This is a genomic window from Frankia sp. AiPa1 (genome assembly GCF_023243075.1).
GTDB lineage: Bacteria > Actinomycetota > Actinomycetes > Frankiales > Frankiaceae > Frankia.
This window is the reverse complement of record NZ_JALKFZ020000033.1, coordinates 1-23,382: the sequence shown is the minus strand read 5'-3', so window position 1 is coordinate 23,382 and position 23,382 is coordinate 1. Positions and strand designations below refer to the sequence as shown.

At 67.1% G+C, this 23,382-nt stretch carries 22 protein-coding genes and 2 pseudogenes; 5 read left to right on the top strand and 19 right to left on the bottom strand.

Annotated elements, in window-relative coordinates; all coding sequences use genetic code 11:
- Positions 1-49: 49 nt before the first annotated feature.
- The 9 genes and pseudogenes from MXD95_RS05190 to MXD95_RS05155 all read right to left on the bottom strand — a co-directional run bounded on the left by MXD95_RS05190 (position 50) and on the right by MXD95_RS05155 (position 10,470).
- On the bottom strand, positions 50-886 hold the full coding sequence (locus tag MXD95_RS05190) for a transposase family protein (protein ID WP_250639385.1): 837 nt from the start codon (positions 884-886) through the stop codon (positions 50-52).
- Between the two features lie 470 nt (positions 887-1,356).
- Positions 1,357-1,881: a hypothetical protein gene (locus tag MXD95_RS05185; protein WP_250639384.1), complete on the bottom strand. Its 525-nt coding sequence runs from the start codon at positions 1,879-1,881 to the stop codon at positions 1,357-1,359.
- Between the two features lie 683 nt (positions 1,882-2,564).
- Positions 2,565-3,467 (bottom strand): aminoglycoside phosphotransferase family protein, encoded by a 903-nt coding sequence (locus MXD95_RS05180; protein WP_250639383.1) that lies wholly within the window; start codon positions 3,465-3,467, stop codon positions 2,565-2,567.
- A gap of 109 nt (positions 3,468-3,576) precedes the next feature.
- Positions 3,577-4,356, bottom strand: a complete 780-nt coding sequence (locus MXD95_RS05175; protein ID WP_480024004.1) for a GNAT family N-acetyltransferase — start codon at positions 4,354-4,356, stop codon at positions 3,577-3,579.
- 39 nt (positions 4,357-4,395) lie between these two features.
- Positions 4,396-4,554: pseudogene (locus tag MXD95_RS29540) on the bottom strand (hypothetical protein); the annotation flags it as partial.
- Between the two features lie 609 nt (positions 4,555-5,163).
- Positions 5,164-6,603, bottom strand: a complete 1,440-nt coding sequence (locus MXD95_RS05170) for an AbiJ-related protein (protein WP_250639381.1) — start codon at positions 6,601-6,603, stop codon at positions 5,164-5,166.
- Between the two features lie 350 nt (positions 6,604-6,953).
- Positions 6,954-8,552 carry a hypothetical protein gene (locus MXD95_RS05165; RefSeq protein WP_250639380.1) on the bottom strand — a complete coding sequence of 533 codons (1,599 nt, stop codon included), beginning with the start codon at positions 8,550-8,552 and terminating at the stop codon, positions 6,954-6,956.
- Positions 8,553-8,801: 249 nt separating this feature from the next.
- Positions 8,802-9,710 carry a phosphorothioated DNA-binding restriction endonuclease gene (locus tag MXD95_RS05160; RefSeq protein ID WP_250639379.1) on the bottom strand — a complete coding sequence of 303 codons (909 nt, stop codon included), beginning with the start codon at positions 9,708-9,710 and terminating at the stop codon, positions 8,802-8,804.
- Positions 9,711-9,996: 286 nt separating this feature from the next.
- Entirely contained in the window at positions 9,997-10,470 is a 474-nt protein-coding gene (locus tag MXD95_RS05155; protein ID WP_250639378.1) for a hypothetical protein, read from the bottom strand.
- Between the two features lie 710 nt (positions 10,471-11,180).
- On the opposite strand from MXD95_RS05155, the gene MXD95_RS05150 reads away from it, so the two are divergent.
- Positions 11,181-11,951 carry a hypothetical protein gene (locus tag MXD95_RS05150; protein WP_250639377.1) on the top strand — a complete coding sequence of 257 codons (771 nt, stop codon included), beginning with the start codon at positions 11,181-11,183 and terminating at the stop codon, positions 11,949-11,951.
- A 347-nt stretch (positions 11,952-12,298) separates the two neighbouring features.
- Here MXD95_RS05150 and MXD95_RS05145 read toward each other — a convergent pair whose 3' ends face one another.
- On the bottom strand, positions 12,299-12,691 hold the full coding sequence (locus MXD95_RS05145) for a restriction endonuclease (RefSeq protein ID WP_250639376.1): 393 nt from the start codon (positions 12,689-12,691) through the stop codon (positions 12,299-12,301).
- Between the two features lie 532 nt (positions 12,692-13,223).
- Here MXD95_RS05145 and MXD95_RS05140 point away from each other — a divergent pair.
- Both MXD95_RS05140 and MXD95_RS05135 read left to right on the top strand, forming a co-directional pair.
- Positions 13,224-13,880, top strand: coding sequence for a TnsA-like heteromeric transposase endonuclease subunit (locus MXD95_RS05140; protein ID WP_250639375.1), 657 nt, complete (start codon positions 13,224-13,226; stop codon positions 13,878-13,880).
- Positions 13,877-14,110: a hypothetical protein gene (locus MXD95_RS05135; RefSeq protein ID WP_250639374.1), complete on the top strand. Its 234-nt coding sequence runs from the start codon at positions 13,877-13,879 to the stop codon at positions 14,108-14,110. Before MXD95_RS05140 ends, MXD95_RS05135 begins: the two co-directional genes overlap by 4 nt.
- 169 nt (positions 14,111-14,279) lie before the next feature.
- On the opposite strand, the pseudogene MXD95_RS05130 reads toward MXD95_RS05135, so the two are convergent.
- Positions 14,280-14,709, bottom strand: a pseudogene (locus MXD95_RS05130) (IS66 family transposase); the annotation flags it as partial.
- A 438-nt stretch (positions 14,710-15,147) separates the two neighbouring features.
- Here MXD95_RS05130 and MXD95_RS28825 point away from each other — a divergent pair.
- Entirely contained in the window at positions 15,148-16,440 is a 1,293-nt protein-coding gene (locus MXD95_RS28825; RefSeq protein WP_250639373.1) for an effector-associated domain EAD1-containing protein, read from the top strand.
- Positions 16,441-16,867: 427 nt separating this feature from the next.
- Here MXD95_RS28825 and MXD95_RS05120 read toward each other — a convergent pair whose 3' ends face one another.
- Positions 16,868-17,347, bottom strand: a complete 480-nt coding sequence (locus MXD95_RS05120; protein WP_250639372.1) for a hypothetical protein — start codon at positions 17,345-17,347, stop codon at positions 16,868-16,870.
- A gap of 91 nt (positions 17,348-17,438) precedes the next feature.
- Between MXD95_RS05120 and MXD95_RS05115 the strand changes: the two genes are divergently transcribed.
- Positions 17,439-17,597 (top strand): hypothetical protein, encoded by a 159-nt coding sequence (locus MXD95_RS05115; protein WP_250639371.1) that lies wholly within the window; start codon positions 17,439-17,441, stop codon positions 17,595-17,597.
- 60 nt (positions 17,598-17,657) lie between these two features.
- Here MXD95_RS05115 and MXD95_RS05110 read toward each other — a convergent pair whose 3' ends face one another.
- The 7 genes from MXD95_RS05110 to MXD95_RS05080 form a co-directional block, all read right to left on the bottom strand.
- Positions 17,658-18,173 carry a hypothetical protein gene (locus MXD95_RS05110; protein WP_250639370.1) on the bottom strand — a complete coding sequence of 172 codons (516 nt, stop codon included), beginning with the start codon at positions 18,171-18,173 and terminating at the stop codon, positions 17,658-17,660.
- Positions 18,174-18,311: 138 nt separating this feature from the next.
- Entirely contained in the window at positions 18,312-18,485 is a 174-nt protein-coding gene (locus tag MXD95_RS05105) for a hypothetical protein (protein WP_250639369.1), read from the bottom strand.
- Positions 18,451-19,626, bottom strand: coding sequence for a hypothetical protein (locus tag MXD95_RS05100; RefSeq protein ID WP_250639368.1), 1,176 nt, complete (start codon positions 19,624-19,626; stop codon positions 18,451-18,453). Before MXD95_RS05100 ends, MXD95_RS05105 begins: the two co-directional genes overlap by 35 nt.
- A gap of 90 nt (positions 19,627-19,716) precedes the next feature.
- Complete coding sequence (locus MXD95_RS05095) at positions 19,717-20,634, bottom strand: N-6 DNA methylase (RefSeq protein ID WP_250639367.1); 918 nt, start codon at positions 20,632-20,634, stop codon at positions 19,717-19,719.
- Between the two features lie 82 nt (positions 20,635-20,716).
- On the bottom strand, positions 20,717-21,238 hold the full coding sequence (locus MXD95_RS05090) for a hypothetical protein (RefSeq protein ID WP_250639366.1): 522 nt from the start codon (positions 21,236-21,238) through the stop codon (positions 20,717-20,719).
- A gap of 63 nt (positions 21,239-21,301) precedes the next feature.
- Positions 21,302-21,631 (bottom strand): hypothetical protein, encoded by a 330-nt coding sequence (locus MXD95_RS05085; RefSeq protein WP_250639365.1) that lies wholly within the window; start codon positions 21,629-21,631, stop codon positions 21,302-21,304.
- Between the two features lie 333 nt (positions 21,632-21,964).
- The gene (locus tag MXD95_RS05080) at positions 21,965-22,747 is read right to left on the bottom strand and encodes a hypothetical protein (protein WP_250639364.1); all 783 of its coding nucleotides are present in this window, start codon (positions 22,745-22,747) and stop codon (positions 21,965-21,967) included.
- Positions 22,748-23,382: the final 635 nt, after the last annotated feature.

Here is a 23,382-nt window from a genome sequence, read left to right as displayed (position 1 = left end):
ACCTGTCGTCGCTTTCGGTAGCGACAACTCTGTGTGTATGGGTTGGTCTTCAGGTGGTGCGCTGGTGCTCCATGTGGAGCGGCACGAGGCATGCCTTCACAACGGAGCCGATCTGCCAGGGGTCGATCGTGACATTGCGCAGGACGCCGAAAGTGCCCTTGAGCAGGGCGTTTCCGCGTTCACCGACAGCGCGCAGCGCGTTGTGGATCCTGTTGTGGCCTTTCTGGTCGTCGGTGAGGGTGCCACCCTTCGGCTTCTTGAACGGGATCGCGAGCGGGCCCTCCTGGGTCGCGCACCCTTCGTAACCGAGATCGAACAGGACCCGGTGGAGCTCGTCGCCTGTCCACTCCGTGAGGACCGGGATCGCCCCTGAGGCGCGCAGCGCGGTCAGGTCGTGCTCCCGGCCGGGCCGAACGTCGGAGACCCACAGCGGGAAGCCGTCGTCCGGGGCGGTGACGACCTGGACGTTGCCCGCGTGGTTGTGGGCCTTGCCCGACCACCACAGGTCCACGCCCTTCGTCGGGCCGGGCACGCACAGACGGTCGGTCTCCACGAGAGTGCCGTCGACGATCACATGGTCGTAGCCGGCCATCTTCGCGGCGATCAGAGCATTGCGCAGGTCAGGCGCCTGCCAGGCCAGCAGCGCGCGACCCTCGTGGATCGCGCGATAGCACACGCTCCTACTGATCCCGTGATCCTCACAGAGCCTTCTGACCCTGGTGCCGTCGCAGAACCAGCGGATCACGACCGTGGCCTGGTCGGCGCAGCCGAGCTTCCGCCTCCCGTTCCGCGTGCCGACGCGCTCGCGTTCCGCGGCCAGGAGACGGACCAGACCCCAGAACGTGTGATCGCTGACGGGCAGGTAGGAGACATATGGGATGCTCATCGCGACGCGGGGCCTCTCGGAAGTGATCTGTGGAAGGACTACTTCCTACCGAGGCCTCGCGTTTCGCCGTCTACCACCCCCGACACACCCCCCGCTCGTCACCCACAGCAACCAGACGCGGAGCGTGACGACTCGTTACAGGGAAAGGCTCAATGGGATGTCGACCCCGAAACACTCGTCGGCCGCGCCTGCAAAGGAGTCTCCCAGCCGATGACCAAGACAGACTGGCGCACCTTCGTCAACAACCGCGAGTACGCCGCGCCGTGCTGACCCTTACCCGCCACGGAGGGCGATGATGTACCTTGCCCCGCACTCACGGGATTGCGACCGTCCGAGATCCTGTACCTCGCCACGCCATGCTCCCAGCGCGACGACGGACGCCAAGTCGATCGATTCGACCAGAGCCAGCGGTCGCCAGCACGGGAACCGCCAATCAGCGCGATGTCGGAGCGTCGCCCGGTCGAGGTACATCAAATGCGCGCCTTGAATTTCGCCCAACTGACACCCTGAATTACTCCGAGATCATCGAATGCTATTTGCAGAAACGCCCATTTGGCTCTTTTCAGGGCCGTTTCGCCCAGGTCTACCGGTAGCTCGTGGAGAATAGCCTCCTCAAGGTCGGCGAGGCTGTGGGCCATCCGGTTACGGAGCCTGTTGAGCTTCTGAAGTCGGTCGATCTGATTGTCATCAGGGCCGTAGAGGCCGACATAGACGGTGATCTTGTGGGCGAATGTCAGGCGGGTGAATCGGCTTTGCCCGAATACGTTGGATCGCTCGAAACGCTCCTTGATTAGGATCTCCAGAGCCTGCTCAACGAGCAGATGGGCATAGAGCACAACCTCAACGAGGTTGTCCGAGGCGAGAACATCCTCCGCTCGTCGTCGCAACTCGTCCGGGTACCCAGGAAACTGCGGATCGCCCGACTTGAGAGTGAGAAACAGTCGACCACCGGGCTGCACAAAATCGTACTGCGGCGGGGGTGAAGGGTCAGACATGCCGCGAAGGCTATAGCATGACATGAGGAGGCAAGCGCTCGCCCTACCGAAGCGGGGGACCGGATCAGCCTCCCGCCCGCTGCACTCCAACAGGGCGGACCTGCGACGAGAATCCGGGACTGGGTGACGGGCCAGGCGGCGAACGCGAGGACAACACCGGGTCGGACCGCCGACCGCAGTGACTGGGCCGACGACCGTTGATCCGACGAATAGCCCGACGGTCGGCGGTCCTGCGAAGGCCGTCCCTGTAACAGCACGCCGTTGCGTTTCCCGAGGGCTGCACCAGCGGATCGGCGATCGGAGTCGGTCCGGCTTCGACACCGTTTGAGCCCACGAATACCGCAGGGTTTGAATAACGGCACTCCGCCAGTTAAATGAGCGTTTGTAGGTTCTCAAAAGAGATGACAGTTTCTCAAAAGACTTGACGCCGATCTGTCGCTAGCCGACAGATCGTTGAGAAAGCTGCTCGGCGTGGCGTCCTCGGGTCCGGCGACGCGCGGTGTTCGCGGCTGGCCTGGGGACGGTGATTAGGCGGCAACGGCTGATGCCGCCGCCGGATCTGCTGCCGGTGCTGCCGCCACGCTTCGTCGCGCGCGACGAGGACACGGCGGACGTGCGGGAGCTCCTGTGCGGCGAGGCTGCGGGGCCGATCGTCGGCCTCGTCGCGATGGGCGGTACAGGGGTCAGGCGTGGGTGCGGACCAGGTCGCCGAGCGCGGTGCGACCGCGGTCGATGAGCACCTGGTCCTGGTTGCGCAGGCCGGTGGTCAGGTAGGACACGGCCAGCCGGGCGGTCAGCAGCACCAGCAGCCGCTGCTCATCTTCGGTCAGAGGGCGGCCGTAGCCGTCGAGGTACGCCTCGCGCAGGTGCGGCTGGCTAGGCCACATGGCGCCGCAGAGCCAGATCATGTCCTGGACGGCGAGGCCGTGTTCGGCGGTCTCGAAGTCGATCAGGGCCAGGGTGGTGGTGACCTGGTCCCAGAGCCAGTTGCGCGGTGCGGCGTCGCCGTGGAGGTAGACCAGCGGGAGGCCGGCGGCCAGAGCGACCAGGTCGTGGGCGACCTCGGCGACCAGTTCCCGCTCGTCGGGGTACAGCAGTTCCTCGGTGGCCTTCAGGCACAGTGCCGCCTCGGCCGCCTGCGCGGTCATCGAGGCGGTGACCGCCTCGCGGGCGCCCTCGGGTTCAGCCTCGGGGTGGTCGTGCCAGCCCCGCAGCAGGGTGCCACCCAGGTGGTGGACCCGGGTCTCGATGTCCGGGTCCAGCGGCAGCCCGCGCACCACGGCGCCGGGGACCGCGGTGGTCAGCAGGGCGAGGGTGCGGGTGTCGTAGGCGATCAGGCGGGGGGCCGCGGTGGGGGGCAGTGCCGCCCTGGCGTGGCGGTGGGCGTGGATCTCCCGCTCGAAGGCGCGACGTGAGGGGCTGATCTTGACATAGACGCTGGTGCTCTCGCCGTCCACGAGCCAGACCTGGGAGGTGCTACGCGGCCAGGAGGTGTCGGTGGCCCGGGTGGTGCCGGGCAGGTGCTGCTCGGCCCAGCGGTGCAGGTCCTCGGGGATCGGCGCGGTGGGGGTCAACAGGGTCTCCAAGGGTGCTGGTCGGGGACGGCGGCGGCCCGGTGGGTCCGGGTCTGGACTGCCAACGCTGCAAGCGGGGCGGCGGGCACGGGGTGCGCCCGAGCGCCGGGGTGCTGGGTGGTCAGAAGTATTCGGTCAGCCACGGCTCGCGGTCGCAGGTCAAGGCGACCAGCGCGGTGACCGCTTCGCGGGTGCCGTCCACTCCGGCCAGGGTGGCGGCGGTGGCGGTGCGGTAGCCGCCGGCGTACCAGACCGTGAGCTGGCGCATGGTCATCGTGCACGCGCCGGGCGGGTGCTGGCCGTTGGGGAGCAGGCGGCCTTTGCCGCCGTCGATGCTCAGGGTGTAGGCGCGGGAGCGGCCGGTGCCCTCGGTGATCGTCAGCGGCAGATCCGCGGTGAGGTGGGGCGGCCAGCCGCGCAGGCGCACGGCCTCGGCCGGGTCCAGGATCCGCAGCATCCAGGGGTGCCAGTGCCGGGCCTGGGCGGATCCGGCGCGGTGCAGTTGCTCCAGCAGCTCGGCGCCGGGGGGCAGGGCGGTGCGCTGGAAGGCGACGGTGGGGATGCGGCTGTGGAAGCGGCCGAGGAAGCCCAGCAGGGCGGTGGCGCTCGCGGCGTTGGAGGCCCAGAAGTCGTGGACGACGACTTTCCGTTCGCCCTGCTGGTCGCGGTCGAAGGCCAGGGAGACGAACCCGGCGGTGCGGCCGTCGAGATCGTGGGCGCGGTAGTGCGCGAGCTGGGGGTGCGTCTGCTGCTGCCAGCCGTCCCACCACTGCGGTCGTTGCCAGGGGCCGTTCCACTGCCCGGCCAGCTGGTGCTGCAGGGTGGCGACGTCCTGGTAGGGGCCGTGGGTGATCTCGAACGCGCCGGTGGTGAACACGGCGCGCAGCTGGTCGACGGGCACGCTCCACGAGAACACCTGGGCAGGGGCGGCCCAGCCCAGGTGGTGGGCGCAGCCGGTGGACGTCGTCCACACCACGGCCAGCACGGCCCCCTGCTCGCGCAGCGGGCGGATCCGCTCGGCCAGCATGCGCACCGTCAGGCGGCTGCCGCGCTCCTCGGGGGCGACGCTGCCGGCCGCAAGGCACGCGGAGGGCACCGGCTGGCCGCCAACTCCTCCAGGATGGTCAGCGCCCGACGGTAGCGGTCCTCGGCCTCAACAGTCTGCCCACGCGCTCATCCGCCTTCCGCATCACCCTGTGGCACCTCGCATCGGGCCGCTCATACCGGCCGGCGCCGGCCACGCGACGAAACGTCACACGACGTCCCGCGCCCGCGGTCGCCTCACGACACGGTCGACTCCAGGAAATGACAGATCGGTGAGAAACGGCACCGGACAGGCCGCTGAGAAGATTGTTAGTGCCCTGGCCATGCCACACTCCAGGGGACAAGCAAGATGAGAACCTACAGCGTTATTCGCACTAGATGCAACATCTGACGGGCACCGAAAAGAATCGCGACACGCCGCCCTGCGACGGTAAAATGCCGAATCGACGTCCGATGCGACGATGATGGATCGGGGGTAACAGGCGGCCGTGACACAACGTTTTGATCCGTCCGGGGCTGCGCATCTTTTTCTGGACGCGACTGCCGCCTACTTCAATCCGGTGGCGATCATTATGGCGCCGTCGGGGCGCGTTGAGTCAACGTCGGTCAATCGCGCCTCGAAGTCCGCCAGTCTGACCGGCAGACCCAGGTCGCTTCCGCTGACTCACGGGTCGACGGCGGTTTCGTCGTGCGCGTTCTGTTTCTGAACGGGGAGCGGTACTTTATAGACCTGGAAGAGATCAAAAAAGAACTCTCGAATTAAGTCGGGCGCCTTCGCTCGATCGTCAAGTTCAGCGGTGCCAAAGCGAAAGACCTCGTAACCACTCAGCTTGAGTTCCCTGTCGGCCCTCATATTGGCTGCGTATGCAGCAGGGTCGGCTCGGCCGTTGATGGAATAATGGCGCCTTCCGTCAACCTCCAGAACGATGCGAGCTCCGCCAGGAAGAAGTAGCAGGAAATCCATTCGGAATCTGAGCATTGCCTCAGGGCCGCGTTCGCGGACCGTTTTTGGGTCCCAGTGCCACCAAACTTCGGGCAGAAGCGCAGGCAGATCCGGTATTGTGGTGCGAAATGTATCATGATAGAGATCGAATAGAAGGCGTTGCTGATCCGAGTTCGCTGGCAAGCTGTTGCGTAGTCGGCTATACAGAGTAGATTTCGCTTCGTCCTCGTCAAGGATCTTCCGTGAATCCCGCCACCATTGCTGCAGATCGCGCCACCGGACACCCTCTACGCCGATAGGTCGATCGTAGACAAGCACCTTGTCGGCGCTCCCAACAATTTCGATATCATTGTCCAATGCGTCGCGGAATCGAAGGTCAGGCTTCGCCGAGGAAGCGAAAATTATGTTCTTCGGCAGGCGGTTGATCCTGGAACGAGTCGAGACTATTTGGAAAACCGGATAGCCTTCTTCGGTTCCGGTCTCACGCATTTCGAACCCAGCGGCGCGGAGATGAGAGTTGACGGCATTAATAATTCTCTGCTGCGTCGCATCATCTAGGATCAATTCGGCGGAGGTCAATCCTTCGAGAAAGCGCGCGAATCGCATATCCGGAGCATCGAACGCTCCTAGTTCCTGTAATAGATCCTCGGTAGACCAGTCTCCCGGGTTGCGGAGAACGTGCTGATTAACGAGAATTCTCCGTGTTGTCAAGAAGTTAAAACCCGCGCCCGGGGAGAATGTCGAACCTTCCGGTCGGTCATTCATAAGCCAAAATTTATCCAGAAGTCGCATAAATCGATCGCCGCGACGAACGAAGTCGGCGAGATTGAGCGCGCGAGCGATGTCACGCCTAGTCCTCTTCGCTATCCGGGGCGGGTTCTCGGCGGCCCACAGCACATCCTCGATCGCGTTTCGGGCATCTTCCTTCGCCATCTGCCGGTCTAGAATTCTTCTTGCTACAATAGGCAGTTCAGAGTCTGGCGACGCTGAAAGGCTCGCGGAGACGCGTCGACGCTTTGATATCCCACCCTCGGGCGGTGGTTCCGGCAAGCCAAGATCTTCGCAGCCCTCCCTCAGCGTCTCGTGTGTGTAGTGGTCGCCAAGATCGGAAGCGAAGGCTTCAAGAAGCCGTCGCAGCTCCGCAAGATCAATATCATCCACGTCCACAGATTCTTACAGATGCCTACGACGAGACCGCACCGTTCGCGACCGACGTGGGCTACGGTGCAGGTGGGACGTCTCCCCTCGCGGAAGGGCGACGCTTTGCCCGCAAGCGCTGCAGCGCTGCTACTCGTCCCCCATACTGGCCCAGCCCTCCCAACGACCTGTGCAGGTACGTCAGCAGAGTCCGGCAACCCGCTGTCGAGCCTGGGCGGGCTCCAAGCGTTGAGACCCCACCCGTTCCGGCACCACGCAGCATCAAGGTCGTCGAACATTGCAGGATTCGGATAACGGCTTCCTGTCAGCCACCTGAGATTTATTCGTACCAGTCTCAACGCCGGTCATGGTTGTTATCGAACAGGGGTCCGGCGCTTCTCCCAGGCCCTGTACATAAGTTCCTCGATCGCTTTGTCGGCGTGGGCCTCGTCGATCCGAATGACGCGGCGGTACGCGTCACCGAGGTGGTTGCCGAAGGTGTCGGCCCAGGCAGCGCACTCGGCAGACAGGATGAAGATCATGGCGTTGATGGCATGCGTGCGGCCCGTGTACTGTGCTTCCTCGTCGTCGGCGGCGTCCTGGATAGCGACGAGCGCATCACGGGCGATGTTCCAGTTTGTCTGAGTCGACCCGTGCGCGAACTCGCCGAGCGCGCGGTTCAGCAGGTTCAGCCGGCGCCAGCCGGCTCCCTCGATCCAATCGCGTGGAGTGGAGTTCGGGTTGGCTTCGATCTTGCGAGCGCGGTCCGGTCGTAGCCGCCAGGTCCGCGCGCGGGCCACCTGCTCCACGACGCAGCGCAGACAACCCATGGCGCGATCGTCGTCTTCAAGCCATAGCCACTGCGCGGAGCACAGGCCCGAGGCGCAGACTGCCAGAGCATTGGCGGGCGAGCACATGTCAGGATCCTCACGCAGCCACCTGGCCAGGACTGCCGCCATCTCGCCCGCGAGCACGGCTTCAGCCTGAGCCTCCTCCAATCCGTCTTCCTCGAACTGGTCACCGAAAGTCCTCCGCTCCGACTCGTAGGCGACGATGGCGGTGACGAGGGCACGGAAACGGTGGGCGCCGAAGCTGAAGACGGGCCACAGCTCGGCGGGCTCGGCCGGTTGCCGGCCCGCTCGCATCGCAGAGACGACCCGCCGGTGCGCGACGGCCATCCCGCCGAGCGTGCCCTTCACAACCGGCTCCTGAATGAACCAAAGCACCAGCGGCCACAGGAAAGCCCGAAGATCAGAAATCCAGCCATGAGCAGGCGCGACGAGCCGCAACCTGTTTATAGTCTCCGCGAGGACCTCGAAGCCCTTCTCCTCCGCTGCGGTAGCCAATCCGGTGCGTATGAGGCTGAGGCTGACGATCAGCGCATCACTGATCGTCTCCAGTAGCTGCACGTGCTCACTCGACGGCGTGGCGGTGACGTCGGCGACATCAAGCCATACCAGTGGCATCAGACGGCCACGCCCGTGCAGAAGCTCACTGAGATCGGCGAACAGCTCACCAACAGGAGTCTTGACCCCGTCCGGCGGCCGGACGCCGGACGCGGCCCAGAGCCGGTTGAGCCAGTCCACGGTCGACTCGCCGGACTGCTGATCGATGCCGCTGTTGAACTGTAGATTCGACGACCATCGTTCCAGCTGAGTTCGGGCGACGATACACGCGCCGACCGGCTGCAAGCAGATCATGAGGCGCACCGCGGCGACAACGCTGTCCAGGCCCCAGGCCAGGTGGTCCGGCCAGGTCGGGCCAGACTGGATGGGAGGACGCTGCGGGTTCGCACCCAGTTCCTCGGCCGCGAGTTCCATGAAGAACTGGTTGGTCAACAGCGGCAGGCTGATGGTCTGCATGACGTGTCCAGCGTCGATGGCCCGTTGCATGCGCTGGTTGTGGCGAGCGATCAGCGCCTCGGCGATGCCGTCGTGCCCACGGTCCTGGACGGCGGCCTCGAACCCTGCCACGGTCAGTGGAACGCGTGCCCCGCGCCGATCCGCCCGCTGCCCGAGCCTCGCCTCGGCACGCTGGGCCCTGCGGAGTGCCGTACGCGCACGGATGAGCCGCCGACCGTTGCCCTGACCTGCCACCCAGGTATTCCGCCGTTCCGCTTTCAATCCGCTACCGACGCACGCCCAACCATAGGTAACAGCTGGTGAGGCTTCAAGACAATTATTGTCATCCCGGACGGTCCTTCGGTGGCTGGTCCCAGTCCTTCAGGCCGCGTAGCTGCGGAAGACCTGGCGGTCGTGCCAGGTGATGTGCTCGACGTCCACAGAGGGTTCGCCGGGGCGGGGTAAGGCGAGCGGGCGTCCGGCGAGGTCGTAAATCGCCCGACCGGCTGGCGCCTGGGCGATGTAGAGCTCGGACACCTTCAGCCGGCGGTCGGGGGTGAGGCCGAGGACGCCGAGGTCGAGCAGTGTGTGGTGCAACGAGCACAGCGCCAGCCCGTTGGCAACGTCGTCGGGGCCGTGTTGGCTGTGCCAGCGCACGTGGGCGGCCTCGACACCGACGGGGACCGGTCCGACCCGGCCGTCGAAGCCGCAGGCAGCGCAGGAGTAGGCGTAGACCCGCAGTACCCGTTCGGTGAACGCGGCGCTGCGCCGGCGCCTGCTCACCACCGCCAGGCGGGAGTCCTCGACCGACGTAGCCACGTCGAGGCCGACGGTGTCGCAGATGATCGGTGCCAGGGCGGAGGTGAAGTGGCGGGCGAGCAGCAGCCTGGTCGCGGCGGCGAAGGTGGCTGGATCGGCGAGCAGCCGCTCGACGTCTTCATGAAGTCGGCCGGTCGCGCCGAGATCGAGCAGGAACCGACGTCGCTCGGGCACCTCGTGGCCAAGCGGATCACCGGCGGCGTCGCGAAGATCCCACAGCTCCCGCTCCAGATGCACGAACGGCATCGCTGCCCGCTGCCGCGTCGTCGCGCGCCGCACCGGCGGACCGAACTGATTGATCAGCCCGTTGACCGGCTCCTCGGCGGCGGCATAGCTCGCGATGCTGCTACCCGTCGTGGCAAGCCGGCCGAACAGCCACAGCAACAGCAACGGCTTGTGGGGCACCCGGACCGCACCCACATGGGCTCGACGCAACCGACCCAGACGATCAAGTAACTCGACGCTGTCCATCAAGGCAATTCAACATCGCCCACGGGCTGGCAGCACCGGAGTCGCACCGAGATCCGGCGACTGGTACCAGACGCAACCTTCGATGCCCGCCGCTGACTCAAGATCGCCGACTGGCGAGGAATACCGCAGGGTTCGAATAACAGCACTCTGCCAGTCAACTAGGATTTATTCGGAGCAAAACGTGGGCAGGGTGGGATTATCGGGCACGTCTGGACCCTCTCGCGCCACTGGGCGGTCCCGCACTTTCCTTCTTCTGGCCACGCAACAGAAGACTTGCGCTACTAGCCTAGCTTGATGGCAGTCCCAGCTTGTCAAAGAACGCCCTGTTCCGCTCTGTGGCGGCGTTCACTAGTCTGTCGAAGTTCATGACCTCTATGTACGCCTTCGCTGGCTCGTTAAAGCCGAAATAGCCTTGGCCGTCATAAGTCGGCCGCAGGTTCGCGTATTCGCACCTGTTCACTAGGGTCGGCGTGAGGTCAGCCAGGATGTAACAGAATGCCGGCGAATCCCGTGACGCTGGGATTGGGCGCCCCGAGGCCGTCAACACACCGCCATTGCGCACGCGCTTCACGTAGTCGAGTGACTGAGCGATCGGATCCTTGTCTTCCGATGCGTCATTCCGCATCGGCCTCTTGATCTCGACTACGACGATCGAGGGCAACGGCAGCCTCTCACCCTCCGCTGCCAGCACCGGGGTGTCGACGAGTCGCGTTGCGAGTATGTCCGGTTCTTTCGTTGACTCGGAACCCGTGATCCGCATGCTCTTGAGCGTCCTATCGGGAGTCGATAACAGCACTCCACCAGTCTAGGATTTATTCGGACGGCCGGCTTTGCCTCCGAGATCGGAGGGCATCTGTAGAAAATTATGGGTGCCACGCCGTCCCAGCCTCCTCGAAGCCGTGCTGCTGAGATCGGTTCGCCTGCCGCAGGACCTCGCGTACGAATCGCCGCCGATTCTCTCCTGGCCGGTAGTACACGTGGCGCAGTGCGGTCCGCACCTGAAGCGGACGCCTGTGCGGTAGTAAACAAAAGCGACATCGAGTCTGGGTCTCGGAAATAAACTCTATTGACTGGCGGAATGCTCGTATCCGAACCCCGGCGTATTCTTGATACGACACTTCGGACTCGCTTCCGATGTACCAGTGGCCGGGATTGCCGGCTCGCGCTTGGCCGGCAGACCCGTCGGGACCATCGGCGCGGGGATCGCCAGGGTTGACACCGGTCTCTCGCAGGCCACAGCAGGGCCATGGCTCGTGGGCGGTTCGGCCGCCAGGACCTGGCTGCGCGGACCAGCGGGAAGGCGGACTACATCGTGCCGATGTCAAAAGGCTGTGCACGGGTGCACGCAGGCGTCATGCTGAAGGGGTGGGTATTGGGCCGGCCCGGCAAAGGTCCGATCTGTCGGGAGGCGGTTCGCCCGCGACGCCGTGGGAATGGGCCGCCGTCCGTGTCGAGGCGGTGCTAGCGAGGATGCCGCCGTCGGATCCGATGTTTCTCGGCGCCCTTCCAGCGCTGCTGCTCGACCTGATCGCGGTCGGGCAGCAGCAGCTCCCCGCTGAGCGGTGCGTCGATGACTGCCTGACGCTGGCGTACGCCTACGCCCAGCTCGGGATGACCGCCCAAGTCCGGGTCGTTGAGCTGGCCAGCACCGATCTGCGCACCGGCCGGACAGATATCCACAGCTCGCTGCCCGCCTGGTGGCAGGACGGCCTACTCCACGGCCACACGGTGGTCTGGCTGCCCAGATCGCAGATCCTCGTTGACCCCACTGTGGGCCAGTACCTCGATGACGATGGCCACAGCGGTGGGCCTGCCTTCGCCTTCGCCGAGGACGTGGACGAAGACCGCGGCCCGGTCGTGGTTGGGACCCGACGTCAGGACACGCTCTTGACCTACGCGCTGGCGACCCGGCACGCCTCGGCCCAGGTGCTCGACCACCCCACCGTGGGCTCAGCGGACGAGCCGTATGTCCGTCGCGGTATCAACATCGCGTCGGTGGTCGTATCGCTGCTCGCCGACAAACTGGCGCCCAGCGCCGCCACGGCGCTGCCCACGCGGCGCACCGCCGCGCTTGTAGAAGCGGTACGTGGTCTACCCGAGGAACGCACCGACGATGGCGACCACAGGTACGGCCTCGCTGGGACAGACAGCGTCCGCCACGCCGTGCGACTCGACGAGATCCCACTCCCGGCAGGCACTCCACGGCCCCGCCGGGTCGCTCCCCTTCCCGGGTGGCGATAGACGCACCCCAACCTGGCGCCAGTGATCTCACCGCCGCAGTACCTCCCCTGAAGATCCAGTCTCCTGCCTGCATGCGGGCGGCCTGAAGGTGACCCCGGTGAAGAACTGGACGTCCTCCTAGATACCGCCTGCTGAGCCCACACCCTCTGCGTGCTGCCTCTCTGCGAGGGGCAACATCGCTCACGGCCAAGCCACCTCGTTGGCAGACCGCTGGGTCCGGATCCGAGCCTCCGCCAGCCGCCTGATCTTTGTTCGCAATCAGCGTCGCCAAGAAAAGGAGGCGAGAGCCCTGCGCGGCGCTGGCGCCGGGACACGTGGGGTCCGGTGGGAGAGGATCGAAAGAACCTTCATGCTGCAAGTACGTAGCATCTGTTGCAATTTTGGGCGCACGCCGCTGTTATCTCTACCGAGAAATGAAGGGCTTCTCCGTTGGATATAGCGAGAGCTATTCTTCGCCTTGTGGCCAGCTCCACGGCACCCGATTGAAACCCTGTCGACGTGACGAAAATTGCCTTCTGTGCATGCACGTCTTCGAGTGTGTCAGACAGAATTTGAACCTGACGCCGCTCCACCCTCCTGCGGAGGAGCTTGCACTCAACGATGACCAGAAATTGAACCCCGACCTGCTCAAAGCGGAGTGTGCCGTCAACGGTGTATCTCGCGTCACCCACCAGAACCTCGTGGTGGTTGCCCCGCACGCTCCCGGCCGGGCCTTGCTCGCGCGCAAGCAGGTCGAGCACGCGCAGCTCGTAGCTGTGGGGGTCTCCGGCCCAGCCGGAGGCCGAGGCGCCGCCCGACACGGGATCATTGTGACACGACACTCGGCCGAGGCCCGCACAGGGTGCTGCTGCTCCCGAGGTGGACTCAAGCGCGGCCAAGACCGCTGCGCAGGCGGGCTGCATCGAGCGCCGCATCCGGCGGTGAGGGCCGCGCCCGGCCGCGCTGGCTGAGGCAGCCCCGCCCGGTATCTCGGACCGAGACCGAACGGTCGATCGCGAATACGGCAAGGTTCGAATAACAGCACGCTGCCAGTTAAAGAGGATTTTGTAGGTTCTCAAAAGAGATGACAGTTTCTCAAAAGAGATGTCACTGATCTGTCGCCGACCGACAGATCAGTGAGAAGTGGGTCGGCGTGGCGCCCTCGGGTTCGGCGGTGCACGGTGTAACCATGATCGGGTGGTTGGCGGTTCGTCGTGGTCTGGGCGACGTGTCCGGGTGCGGTACCGGTCGGGGGCCGGTGTCGAGGTGGACACGTCATTGGATCGTGTCGCCGTGGAGGATCTGGCGGAGTGTCTGCCGGTGCGGGAGTTCCGCTGGTACAAGGGCCGCAGGCATTATTCGGGCTGGTACTGGTCGTCTACCGTCAACCGCCTGGTGATCTACGAGAGTCGTCTTGAGCTGGCTCGGATCATGTTGGCGGACTTCGACGCGGCTGTGGTGGGCATCGCCGCGCAGCCATTCCTGCTGGTCGGCGCGGATGGTGACCGGATCCGCCGGCATGTACCGGACCTGCTGGTCGTGAGCGGCGACGGCGGGGTGACTGTGGCGGATGTCAAGCCGGCGAGTAAACGCGACGACCCGGACATGCGGGCGCTGATGGCCTGGACGCGGGAGACAGTCGCCTCGCGCGGCTGGGCATTCGAGGAGTGGTATGGCGCGCCGCCGCGGCTGCTGGCCAACGTTGCGTTCCTCGCCGGGTACCGGCGCCCGATGGTCATCGAGGAGGCGCTGATACCGCGGGTGCTCGGGGCGGCTTTCGGGGGAAGGGCGATCGTGGACGTGGAACGGTCCCTGAGGCCAGCCCATCCTGCCATGGCCCGACACGCGGTGCTGCACCTGCTCTGGCGCGGCGCGTTACACGCCGATCTGGCCGTTCCTCTCGACGGGACGAGTGTTGTCCGCCCACACGCGGAGGCGGTGGGCGGATGAGCCAGGCGGTGATGCTACGTGTCGGCATGCGGTTCACCTTTGATGGTGAGGTCGTCGAGGTGGTGCAGGTCGAGGGCGCCAGGCTCACCGTCCGCGACGCTCAGGACCGGTGGCGAACCGTCGGCCTGGCGGCCTTCGTGGCACGCGCGGTGGCGATGGCCCCGACGACGAACCTTCTGCGGGTGGCGTTGGGTTGGCGGCGCTGTCGGACGCCCAGCGGCGGGCGCTGACCGAGCAGGCTGGCCATGTCCGTGAGCTTCTCACCGGCTACCGGTCTGGGTCCGCCGACATACTCCGGCCCGGCGAGCCACGCGGTGAGTACGACCCGGCCAGGCCGCTGCGGGCCTGTCTGGAGGCGAAGGCCGGCGAGCTCGGGGTCTCGGAGCGGACCGTTCACAGGAACAGCCGGACCTGGTCGGCCCTTCACTGCGAGCCGGCGGGCCAGGATCAGGCCGGGATGGTTCTTCTCGTCCTTCCAGGGCCGGGACATGTTCGCCAGCCGGTCGGTCTCGACGTCGGTGTCGTAGCGGGCCCGCGGCGCGTCGACCGTCTCCTGGTCGAGGCGGGTCCTCCCGGTGGCGCGGGCGGCCACGATCAGCCCGTTCGCCTCGCGGAGTAGGTCGATGAGCCGGCCGGTCCGCTTCTGGACGTTCGGCGCGAGCATCAGCACTGCCCGAAGAGCCCTGATGAGGTGGGCGGCGCAGAGCTGGACGCCGGCGATCCGGTCGTCGTACTGGTGCCAGCCGGCGTGGTCGTCCCGGGTCAGGTAGCCGTGCCAGCCGGTGAGGACCTCGGTGCCTGCGATCGCCTCGGACGAGCGGGAGTGGACGGGGCTGCGGCTCGCCTCCCGCCGCCGGTCCAGTTGCCAGCCGAGGTCGGCAGCCTAGGGGCGGCCGACGAGGTTGCCGCGGTGTCCCGCACTCGCGACTCGAGGCCGTTGCCGCAGGCGGCGAGCACCGCGCTGGACGCCAGTGCGGCCAGCGCGCAGATGATCGCGAGGATGCGTCGGATTGACGCCTCGCCTTGTCACGGCCCCTTCGTCGACTCAGACGTATCCGCCGAATGCGTGGCACTCATATTGCGTACCGTTGCGTGGCTATCGCATCAGTAGGGGCATATCGGCACTTAAAGTGACGAGATCCACATGGGACGTCATGATCCCTGGTATCATTCTGGGTCGCGTCTATCCCGATCGGGTATCTGTCGGGCCATCCGGTCTGCGTGGACAGACTGGGGCGAGGTGTACTGAACCTCGGGTCGATGGGCGGTGCAGGTGGGGACCATGGTGATCGCTTCGGCGGGCCTCGGCCTGCAGCGGATGGGGATCTCGCTGATTCCCATCGGGTGCTCGGTGATCGGATTGGCGTTCCTTGCACTCGGATTGTGCGCCATGCTCCTGCGAGTGCCCCCGGAGCGTCCGCGCCCTGCCAGCCCGAAGCGGCTGCGGCGCGCGCGGGCTCGATCGCTGGCGGCCTCGATGCGGCTGGCCTCGCTGACGACTGCTCCGACCCACCCCGTCGGTCCACTCCCCGTCGAGCTGCTTGCGTCGGATGTCGCCTGGCATGACCAGCTCGTCGGGCGCAGCCGGCTCGCGTCGCTCCCGCCGTTCCTGGTCATGTCACTCGGTTTCCTCGTCGCCTCGACCGGGGTGCTGCTGCGCGGCTTTGCCACCCCGGGTGGTCCGGCGCTCGACACCGCGGTGGGGCAGGCCGCCTTGGTCGCCGTCTACCTGCTGTTTCTTGCTCTGGCCGTCGGCCTGCAGCGCCGGTGGTCGAACAGCCATCCGCGCGTCTTTGCGGTGCATCATCTGCTGCGCACGGTCGAGCTGTGCCTTCCCCTGGCGGAAAGCCGGTCCATTGCCGGCGCCGATGTCCATGGTGACGGTCCTGTCGATATCGACCTGGTCCGTCGTCACGGAGTAATGGCGCTTGGCCAGTCGTCCCGCTTCCTATACCGCATGTTCGGGCAGCGACAACCGGGCCTCGGCGCAGCGGAGCTGGCCAGTGTCCGGCGACGGGCGACGGCGCTTGAGCGGGTTGTCCGCGGCATTCAGGAGACTTTTGTGAGTGCTTCGTCCTCGGAGGTCATCGCGGCAATTCCGAAGATCTCGGATTTTCTGAGTGCGGTGGTGAATCAGCGTTTCACCGATCTTCCCGGTGGCCATGAACGGGACGTTGCAATCGATGCCCCGTCTGAAGTCGGCGCATCGGCGTCGGATTCGCTGCCGGTGGGGATGCGGTCAGACGATATGGAGGTGCTGCGCCGCGAACTGGCAGAGCTTTATCCCACCTCGGAGTCCGCGGACGTGTTGCTGACGCGTATCGGCTATCCGCGGGCCCGCCGGATGAGTATCGATCATCACGGGTCCGACGAAGCCTGGCATGGAATCTTCCGCGCCCTCGGACAAGGCGCAGTCGCGGACCCGTATCGCCGGCTGTTGGCCGGTGCGCTGGCGAAGGATCCGACGAACTCCGTTCTCCTCGCCTTGGCCCGTCGGTATGACGTCCCCCCTGCCGCAGAGCTCCGGCGTGATCGTGGGTCCGGGCGGGATGATCAGTGATCACGTAGACGGTTTCGTCGCTGATGCCGCCGTCGGGGCTGGCGTCGCGCTGGCTCTGTTCGGGGTGCTCCGCGTGCTCGGGCGTGGGCGTGGCGGTCTCGGGTTGGGCGACGTCAAGCTGGTGGGCCTGCTGGGTGCGGGCCTGGGGTGGACCCGGGACCTGTCACTGGTGCTGCTCGCCCTCGGGCTCGGCGTTCTGTCCGCCGGGCTGTGGGCGGCGTTCCTAGTCGTCACCGGTCGCGCATGCCGGTCCGACGCCCTTTCCTACGGACCGCACCTGCTCCTCGGTGCCCTGCTCGCTCTCCTGCTGGGCGGGGCCCTTGACGGCCTGCGCCACGCGACCGATCCACCCGCTGTGGGGACGCCGCCGTGTCGGCCCGGATGGTCACCGAGATCGACGCTGCTGCCGCGCAGGGAGGTCGGCTGGCTATTCGTCGGTGAGGAGTTGGAGCAGGCGCAGGCCGGGGAATCCGTCGCCGGGGCGGGCGGGCAGGTGGAACGTGCTGGGCTCGTCGAAGACGGGCTGGCCGTCTGGCCTGCGGCTGTGGGGGGCCCAGCCGTAGTCGACGCCGTCGGTCGCGTCGTAGGCGGTCCAGACCACGCATTCCTGTTCACCGTCGCGTAGCGGCCGGACGGAAAATGGGTGGGCTTGCAGGCCGTCGGGGCGCATTTCGATGATCTGCGGGACGGCGAGGGTGAACCGGCGGGCGTGCAGCGCGCGGGCCCGGTCGGCGGCGCGGGTCTCGAAGTCGACGCGGGTGTGTTCGCCGTGGACATAGTCGTAGTCGGACAGGATCTGGCGGCGGTCTGCGTCGAGGATGACGATCGCCGGGTAGTCGGTCATCCGGATGGACTGCTGCACACGGTTCACGACGTCGATCACCAGAGTCCAGGTGATGTCGTTCATCGCGGCCTCCAACGGCGGTCCGGTCAGACCGTTCCCGTCGTCGGCGACAGGGACGAGAGGGAACAGCAGTCGAGGGTGGTGGTGCCGGCTCGTGAGCCTGTCCACCGTATGCGGTCAAACGCAGTGCGCGTCACCACCCGCCGGGGTCCTGGTCGCCCGTGCGCTGCGAGACGCCGCGACCGTGATCGACCTGGCCCGGGACGGCGCTGGTCCGCTGGTGCGCTGGCTGGAGCAGGTCAACCCGGGCTGAGCGCGCTGGTGTGCTCCGCTGGTGGTGCCGGCCGCGGATGGGTCAGAGTTGGGTCCGGCGTTACCGGGTGTCATCCAGCAGTTCGCGGAGCAGGACGGCGCCAGGGCCGCCGCCGGGGCTCAGGGGGATCGAGAAGATGTGGTCCGAGCCGTCGAACGCGTCGAAGACGGGTGTGCCGTCGCGCTTGCGCTTGAAGGGGACCATCCCGGATTCGTGGCCTTCTTCGACGTCGTAGAGCACCCACAGGATGACGTGCATCTCGCCGTCGTCTTCCACCAGCGGGCCGCCGGTGACCGGGGAACGGAAGCGGATTTCGGTGTCGCCGTCGATCAGGACCGGCTGGCTGATCTGCGGGACGGCCAGCATAACGCGTTCGAGGTTGATGCGGTGCGCCTCGGCGGCGACCTGCCGCTCGAACTCTGCCGCGCGGGCCGGATCACGCAGATACGCCGAGTTGCTCAGTGTGTGCGACGGCTCGCCTTCCAGGACTGCGATCGCGGGCTGGTCTCCTTTCGTCAGCGCCTGTTGGACCTGCTGGACGGTCAGGTCGACCAGGATGTGGGATTCGAGGTTCATCGGCGTGTCCTCTACGGGGTGCGGATCGTAGCGGCGGGCCGTATCGGACGGCCGTCCCCACCAGTCTGATCGTGCCAGGACCGCGGACACCACACCGGGAGCACCCGCACCACTGTCGCCGGCTGTGGGCCCCGACCGTCACAGTCGTCTGATCTGGTCGAGGGAGGTGGTGACGTGCCCGTCCCGGCCGAGATCGACGACGAGCCGCTCCCCGTCGATCTCCGTGATCCAGCCGAACCGCCAAATATCCCCGTCGCCCAAAGGCACCTCGACGAGGCTACCGATAACCAGGTCGCCGGACTCGTTGTTCATGGCTACTTCCCTTTCTGCGGCCGTGAAAATGCCGCCGTCGAGGGTTGGAGGCGGACATGGACGTGCGCAGCGTGAGGTCCGCGAGGTTCAGCTGGCCGACGATTTCCCGGGTCGGCCACAAGACCACCAGGCCGCAGGAAAGGCAGCAGTAGCGACCCCGCCACCGCGCCGAACCTGCGGGGATTTCCCAGCTCCTACGGACCGGCACGAAGCCGCCGGTCTCGGGGCTGTTCCCGCACCGGCACAGCCAGGCGTCGTCGGCGCCCGCCCGCGCAATGTATTCACGCATGCCAGCTCTCCTGTCCTCGCGGAGGTATTCGAGAATGCGGCCGGCAGAACCGGCCCTGTTCCGCCGCGCGGCAGCGCAGAGGCCGCGTCGCCGGGCGCGCCGGAGGTCACGGGCCGCGGACGCGGGGAACCGTTCAGCGGTCCCAGGGTTCGCGGCGCAGGTGATCCCGGGGAGTGTCCCTGGCCTGGATGACGATGTCGGTCCAGATCCGCCGGCCGCGTCGAGCTGCTCGGCGGTGGTGAGGACGGCTGCGGCCCGCGGAGAGACGGTCCAGCCGAGACTGCTGAACAGCGCGAGGACCGTGGTGTCGCCGAGAGCAGTGGCGTGGACGGCGTCGATCCGCAGGTAGGCGGCGAGCAGACCGAGCAGACCGGTCGGGTAGCCGCGGTGGAACAGCACGGTCACCGGGGCCGGGCTGGTCATGTCGGCGCTGTGGCGGGCGACGAGGTGGGACAGGACGGCCATCACGGCGGCGTCGCCGAGGCGGGTGTCGTCCGGTTCGTCGTCGTCGCGCGTGCGCAGGACCGCGGCGTCCAGGGCGTGGCCCCAGGTCCAGCCCTGCTCGGCGAGCCGTTCGGTCTCGGCGGCGAGGATGGTCGCCTTGACGGTGAGCGGGTAGCCCAGCGCGCCGTAGACCTCGGGGGCGGGCTCGAAGTTGAGCAGGCTGTCGGGAGCGAGATGGCTGTCGAGGCCGAACAGGACGTGAGCGTGCAGCCGCTGCGGCCAGCCGTAGCGGTCGAAGTAGGGCTGAAGGGGGCGGGTGGTGACGGTGTCGTCGCCGTTGATGGTCAGGACGTGGCGGAGCCGGCCGAGGAGTTCGGCGTAGCCCACGCGGTGCGGGGTCGAGGGCATGGCAGAGCGCCCCTTTCGGGTGCGGCACAGAGTGCAGGCGGGTGGAAGGAGGTGGACGGGCCGCGCTATCGGCGTCCCGGGCGGGCCCGGTCAGGTGCTCGAATCGGGAGCGCCGCGTTCGGTGCTGGCGCTGTCGACCTGGCGGGTCAGGGCGCCGATCAGGTCGGCGGCCAGCGCGGCGGCGCGTAGCTGGCGGGCGATCTGGAGGACCTCGCGTCGCTGCGCGAGCGCGGTCTCCTGCCAGCTGTCGGTGAGGCTGTCCCCGACACCGAGCACGACGTGCCGCCCGAGTCCCCAGAGCACCGCGTTCACCGCGGCGCACGCGATGGCGGTTTCGTCCACGTCGCCGCCGAACCACAGCAGGCTGGCGGGGTCGGTGCCCTGGGCGCGCAGCGTCTGGGCGGCGGCGCGGAACAGCCCGCCCGTGCCGATGGCCGGGTCCATCACCGAGTTGCCGGGTTCCGCGTCGTGCAGCACGGCGGTGGCGAGGGTGTCGGCGATGTCGGCGGGGGTGTAGAACTGGCCGGCGGCGAGACGGGCACCGTCGGCGCGGAGCTCGACGAGCAGCGGGCCGAACAGGTCTATGTCGCGGCGGCGTGTTGTGCCGGTCAGCGGGAGCTGGCCGGCGTCGAGCGCGGCATGCGCGACACTGCGGGCGGCGTCCACGGTGGCGGCATCGGGCGGGTCGCCGTCGAACCAGGGGCGCACCAAAGGCCAGGCGGCGGGCAGCAGGTCGGGCCGTGCCCGCACAAAGATCGTCCAGTGGGTGCGCAGGAACTGGTGGAACTGCTCGCGGTCCAGCCCTCGGATTACGTCGGCGGCCTCGACCAACTGGCCGGTTGGTGGCGTGAGCAGCGCGAGGACGGCGACGGTGGACAGGGGGATCTCTGGTGCGGCGGAGCGGTGGGCACGATGCCAGGCACCGGCAACAGCCTCCACGACGGTCATCAGACGGGCGGTGGTGGACTCGGACGGCGGATGGGGGGGGCGGCGGCGCTTCGCGGGCATGCGGCAGCGCTCCCTTCACGGAACGGGACAACGGGGATCGGCCGGACGGGCGGCGCCGGCGGTCGGGAAAGGCCCCGGCGGATCAGGCGGGGGGTCGTCCGGCGACGGGACGGATGCGCAGGGGGGTGCGGCCGGAGTAGGACGCGGCGAGGGCACCGTGGTCGGTGATGACCTCGTAGCCGCGCAGCCAGACGGCGAACCAGGGCTCGGCCGGCGCTCCCCGACGGCCCGGCCCATCCGCCGGAGGGAACATCGTCGCGTCAAGTGGCAGAACCGTGGTCCTGTAGTGGTCGGCGCGTCCGCCGACCATGGGGCAGGCAGCGACGGTGTAGGCGGTGCAGACCGGGTGTAGCGCCGGCTCGGCGCTACACCGGCGGGGCAGGTCGGACAGGCGCAGGAGCAGCACCAGCCGCTCGTCGAGGGGCTGGCCGCACACGCCGCACAGACGCCCCCGCAGCGCCCGGTCCCTCCGGTCGCTGTCGACAGCACCGAACAGATAGCGTCCGTCGCCGGTACGGGCGGTAATCCACGGGACGACGAGACCGCCCGCGGTCGGCAGATGGGCCAAGAACAGTGGGATCGTGGCTGGTGTCGGGTCGGTCATGGCAGGTTCCTGTTCGTGGGATTGCTCGCGCGCGGATGTCGGCCGGAGCTGGGCGCGGCCTGCCTACGCGGCCGAGGAACCCTCGGTCGTAGCCCTGCGCTGTCGCCGCGCCTCGGGCCGGCGGGCGGCGGTCTGCGCCGGGCGTCCGCCTGGCCCAGAACCACGGGGAGCGGCGGTCCGGCGTGGGCGGCGCCTACGCGAGGGACCGCGGCGTCGGTGCCTGCGGTGCCTGCGCGCCGTCAGGTCGACAGCGACGACGGCGAGGGCGATCACCGCATACGCGGCGAACACGACGATGCCGCCCGTGGCGGCGATCCCCAGAATCCACACCAGCAGCGAGACGAACAGCCCGACATGAAGCCGTCGACGACGGCGGCGACTCAGGTAGATCACAGGAATCGACTTCCTTTCGTGAAGGGGGATGCGCCGGATGCGGCGCCTGCCTCGGGCGGTCGCTGTCACGGCGCGTTGCCGGTGAGGTTCACGTGTGGCTCTTCACCAGCCGGAATGGCGCCGTCCCTCGGTTTTTTCTTTTTTCGCTGATGGCGATTCAGATCGGTGATCATGAGTGTGGTGGTGGACGTTGGGACCGCGCTCATGGCGCACCCGTGTCCGTGCCAGTCGGCGTTTCTGGTAGCCGTCCGTCGGCGGCCGGCCGCACCAGGACGGCCAGTTCCGGCGGGACTGACGCGGACGCGGCGCATGTGGGTGGCGATCTGTCTTGGATCAGAACTCGGCGCGGTTCTGCCAGCGGGCGAACGCATCCTGGATCGACGGCAGGAACGCGCGCCCACCGGCGGCGGTCGCGGCCTGGGCGGCGGCGTAGGCGAGACCGAAGGCGACCGCAGGGCTGACGCCGCTCGGGGCGGTGCCGGTCAGGGATATTCCGTGGTCGGTCGCGCCCCAGGCATACCAGCAGGCGGCTCTCCCATGGTCGCGCGCATCCGCCGCGAGGCTCTCCGGGGCGGCGCCGAGCGTCGCGACGCAAGCCGCGAGGGTGACTGCCAGCGTGGCCGAAACACCCAGGTGAAACGTCACTGTTTCCACGTCCGCGCGCACCTCGCCGTGAATCGACGGTCCGTGTAGCGCCACGCCCGGTCGCCTGGACGGGTCGGACACACGGTCGAGCCTGTCCGCGCGCAGGATCGACGCGACTTCCGCGGCCAGCCGCTCCTGCTCTGGGTAGATCACCATCCGCCGATCGAGGGCGGACTGGCGGGCCTTCCGATAGCCGGAAAGCAGGCGGGTCTCGACTACCCGCGCGAGCACGGCGGGTGGTCGGCTGGCGCTGACGGTGATCTGATGGGTGAGTGGGTCGTTCTCCTCGCGTGGCCAGAAGGCGAGGAGGTCACCGGGTTCGCCGCGCAGCCGTAGCCGCGCGCCGACCGTGCTGACCCGGATCACCTCGCCGTTCGCGCGGCGGAGCATCTCGTCGTCCGCACCGTCGGCCGGTTGCACACTCCAGTCGTCGCCCAACGCCTTTGCGATCGCCTGAACCGTGTCGGTCATGCCTGTCACCAGTCTTCCACTGGGAGTTGTTGGTTGTCGTGGTTCTCGGGACGGTGATATTCCTGCCTTTACAGGAGGATCACGTCGTCCATGTGAAGGCGACGCACGACGACGGGGCCGTTCTCACCGTTCTTGCAGACACGGCCGCACTCGGGGCAGAGATACTCCTCGCTAGGCCACGGCTCCCGAGCGGGGTCAACCTCCCGGGTTCCCTCCAGGTGAAAAAATCCCGGTCCGATGCCGGTCAGGTTTCCGCAGCGGCATTTCCACGTGTCAGGATCGCCCTCGGATGGCGTGATGTCGTCTGGCTGGAAATCGAGCGAACGCGCGGACATAGGGATCTCCCATCTGGCTGGATGGATGCGCCGCCTTTCCCCGCAGCCTTGGGCAGTCGCGCCAGGGCTACACAGAAAGGCGGGTGTCGGGCTGAATCAAACCGGTGGCGTGCTGGCTCTGCCTGGACACAGGTGACCGGGTCGGCCGGGACTCGGTCCGCCAACGGATAGCGAAACCGCGCACGCGTTCAGGTGATCTGTCACGTCTTTTTGCCGGGCACCGCTCAGCCTGGATGCACCGGCTGGATTTCCGCACCATTCCCGTTGATCTGTAACGATCGTTAACGTTCGGTAGTTGTT

Bases quoted from the DNA above. Each gene is read 5' to 3' on its own strand.
- MXD95_RS05190 (WP_250639385.1), bottom strand. From the start codon at position 886: ATGAGCATCCCATATGTCTCCTACCTGCCCGTCAGCGATCACACGTTC.
- MXD95_RS05185 (WP_250639384.1), bottom strand. From the start codon at position 1,881: ATGTCTGACCCTTCACCCCCGCCGCAGTACGATTTTGTGCAGCCCGGT.
- MXD95_RS05160 (WP_250639379.1), bottom strand. From the start codon at position 9,710: ATGGACAGCGTCGAGTTACTTGATCGTCTGGGTCGGTTGCGTCGAGCC.
- MXD95_RS05155 (WP_250639378.1), bottom strand. From the start codon at position 10,470: ATGCGGATCACGGGTTCCGAGTCAACGAAAGAACCGGACATACTCGCA.
- MXD95_RS05150 (WP_250639377.1), top strand. From the start codon at position 11,181: ATGCCGCCGTCGGATCCGATGTTTCTCGGCGCCCTTCCAGCGCTGCTG.
- MXD95_RS05135 (WP_250639374.1), top strand. From the start codon at position 13,877: ATGAGCCAGGCGGTGATGCTACGTGTCGGCATGCGGTTCACCTTTGAT.
- MXD95_RS05120 (WP_250639372.1), bottom strand. From the start codon at position 17,347: ATGAACGACATCACCTGGACTCTGGTGATCGACGTCGTGAACCGTGTG.
- MXD95_RS05110 (WP_250639370.1), bottom strand. From the start codon at position 18,173: ATGAACCTCGAATCCCACATCCTGGTCGACCTGACCGTCCAGCAGGTC.
- MXD95_RS05105 (WP_250639369.1), bottom strand. From the start codon at position 18,485: ATGAACAACGAGTCCGGCGACCTGGTTATCGGTAGCCTCGTCGAGGTG.
- MXD95_RS05100 (WP_250639368.1), bottom strand. From the start codon at position 19,626: ATGCCCTCGACCCCGCACCGCGTGGGCTACGCCGAACTCCTCGGCCGG.
- MXD95_RS05095 (WP_250639367.1), bottom strand. From the start codon at position 20,634: ATGCCCGCGAAGCGCCGCCGCCCCCCCCATCCGCCGTCCGAGTCCACC.
- MXD95_RS05090 (WP_250639366.1), bottom strand. From the start codon at position 21,238: ATGACCGACCCGACACCAGCCACGATCCCACTGTTCTTGGCCCATCTG.
- MXD95_RS05080 (WP_250639364.1), bottom strand. From the start codon at position 22,747: ATGACCGACACGGTTCAGGCGATCGCAAAGGCGTTGGGCGACGACTGG.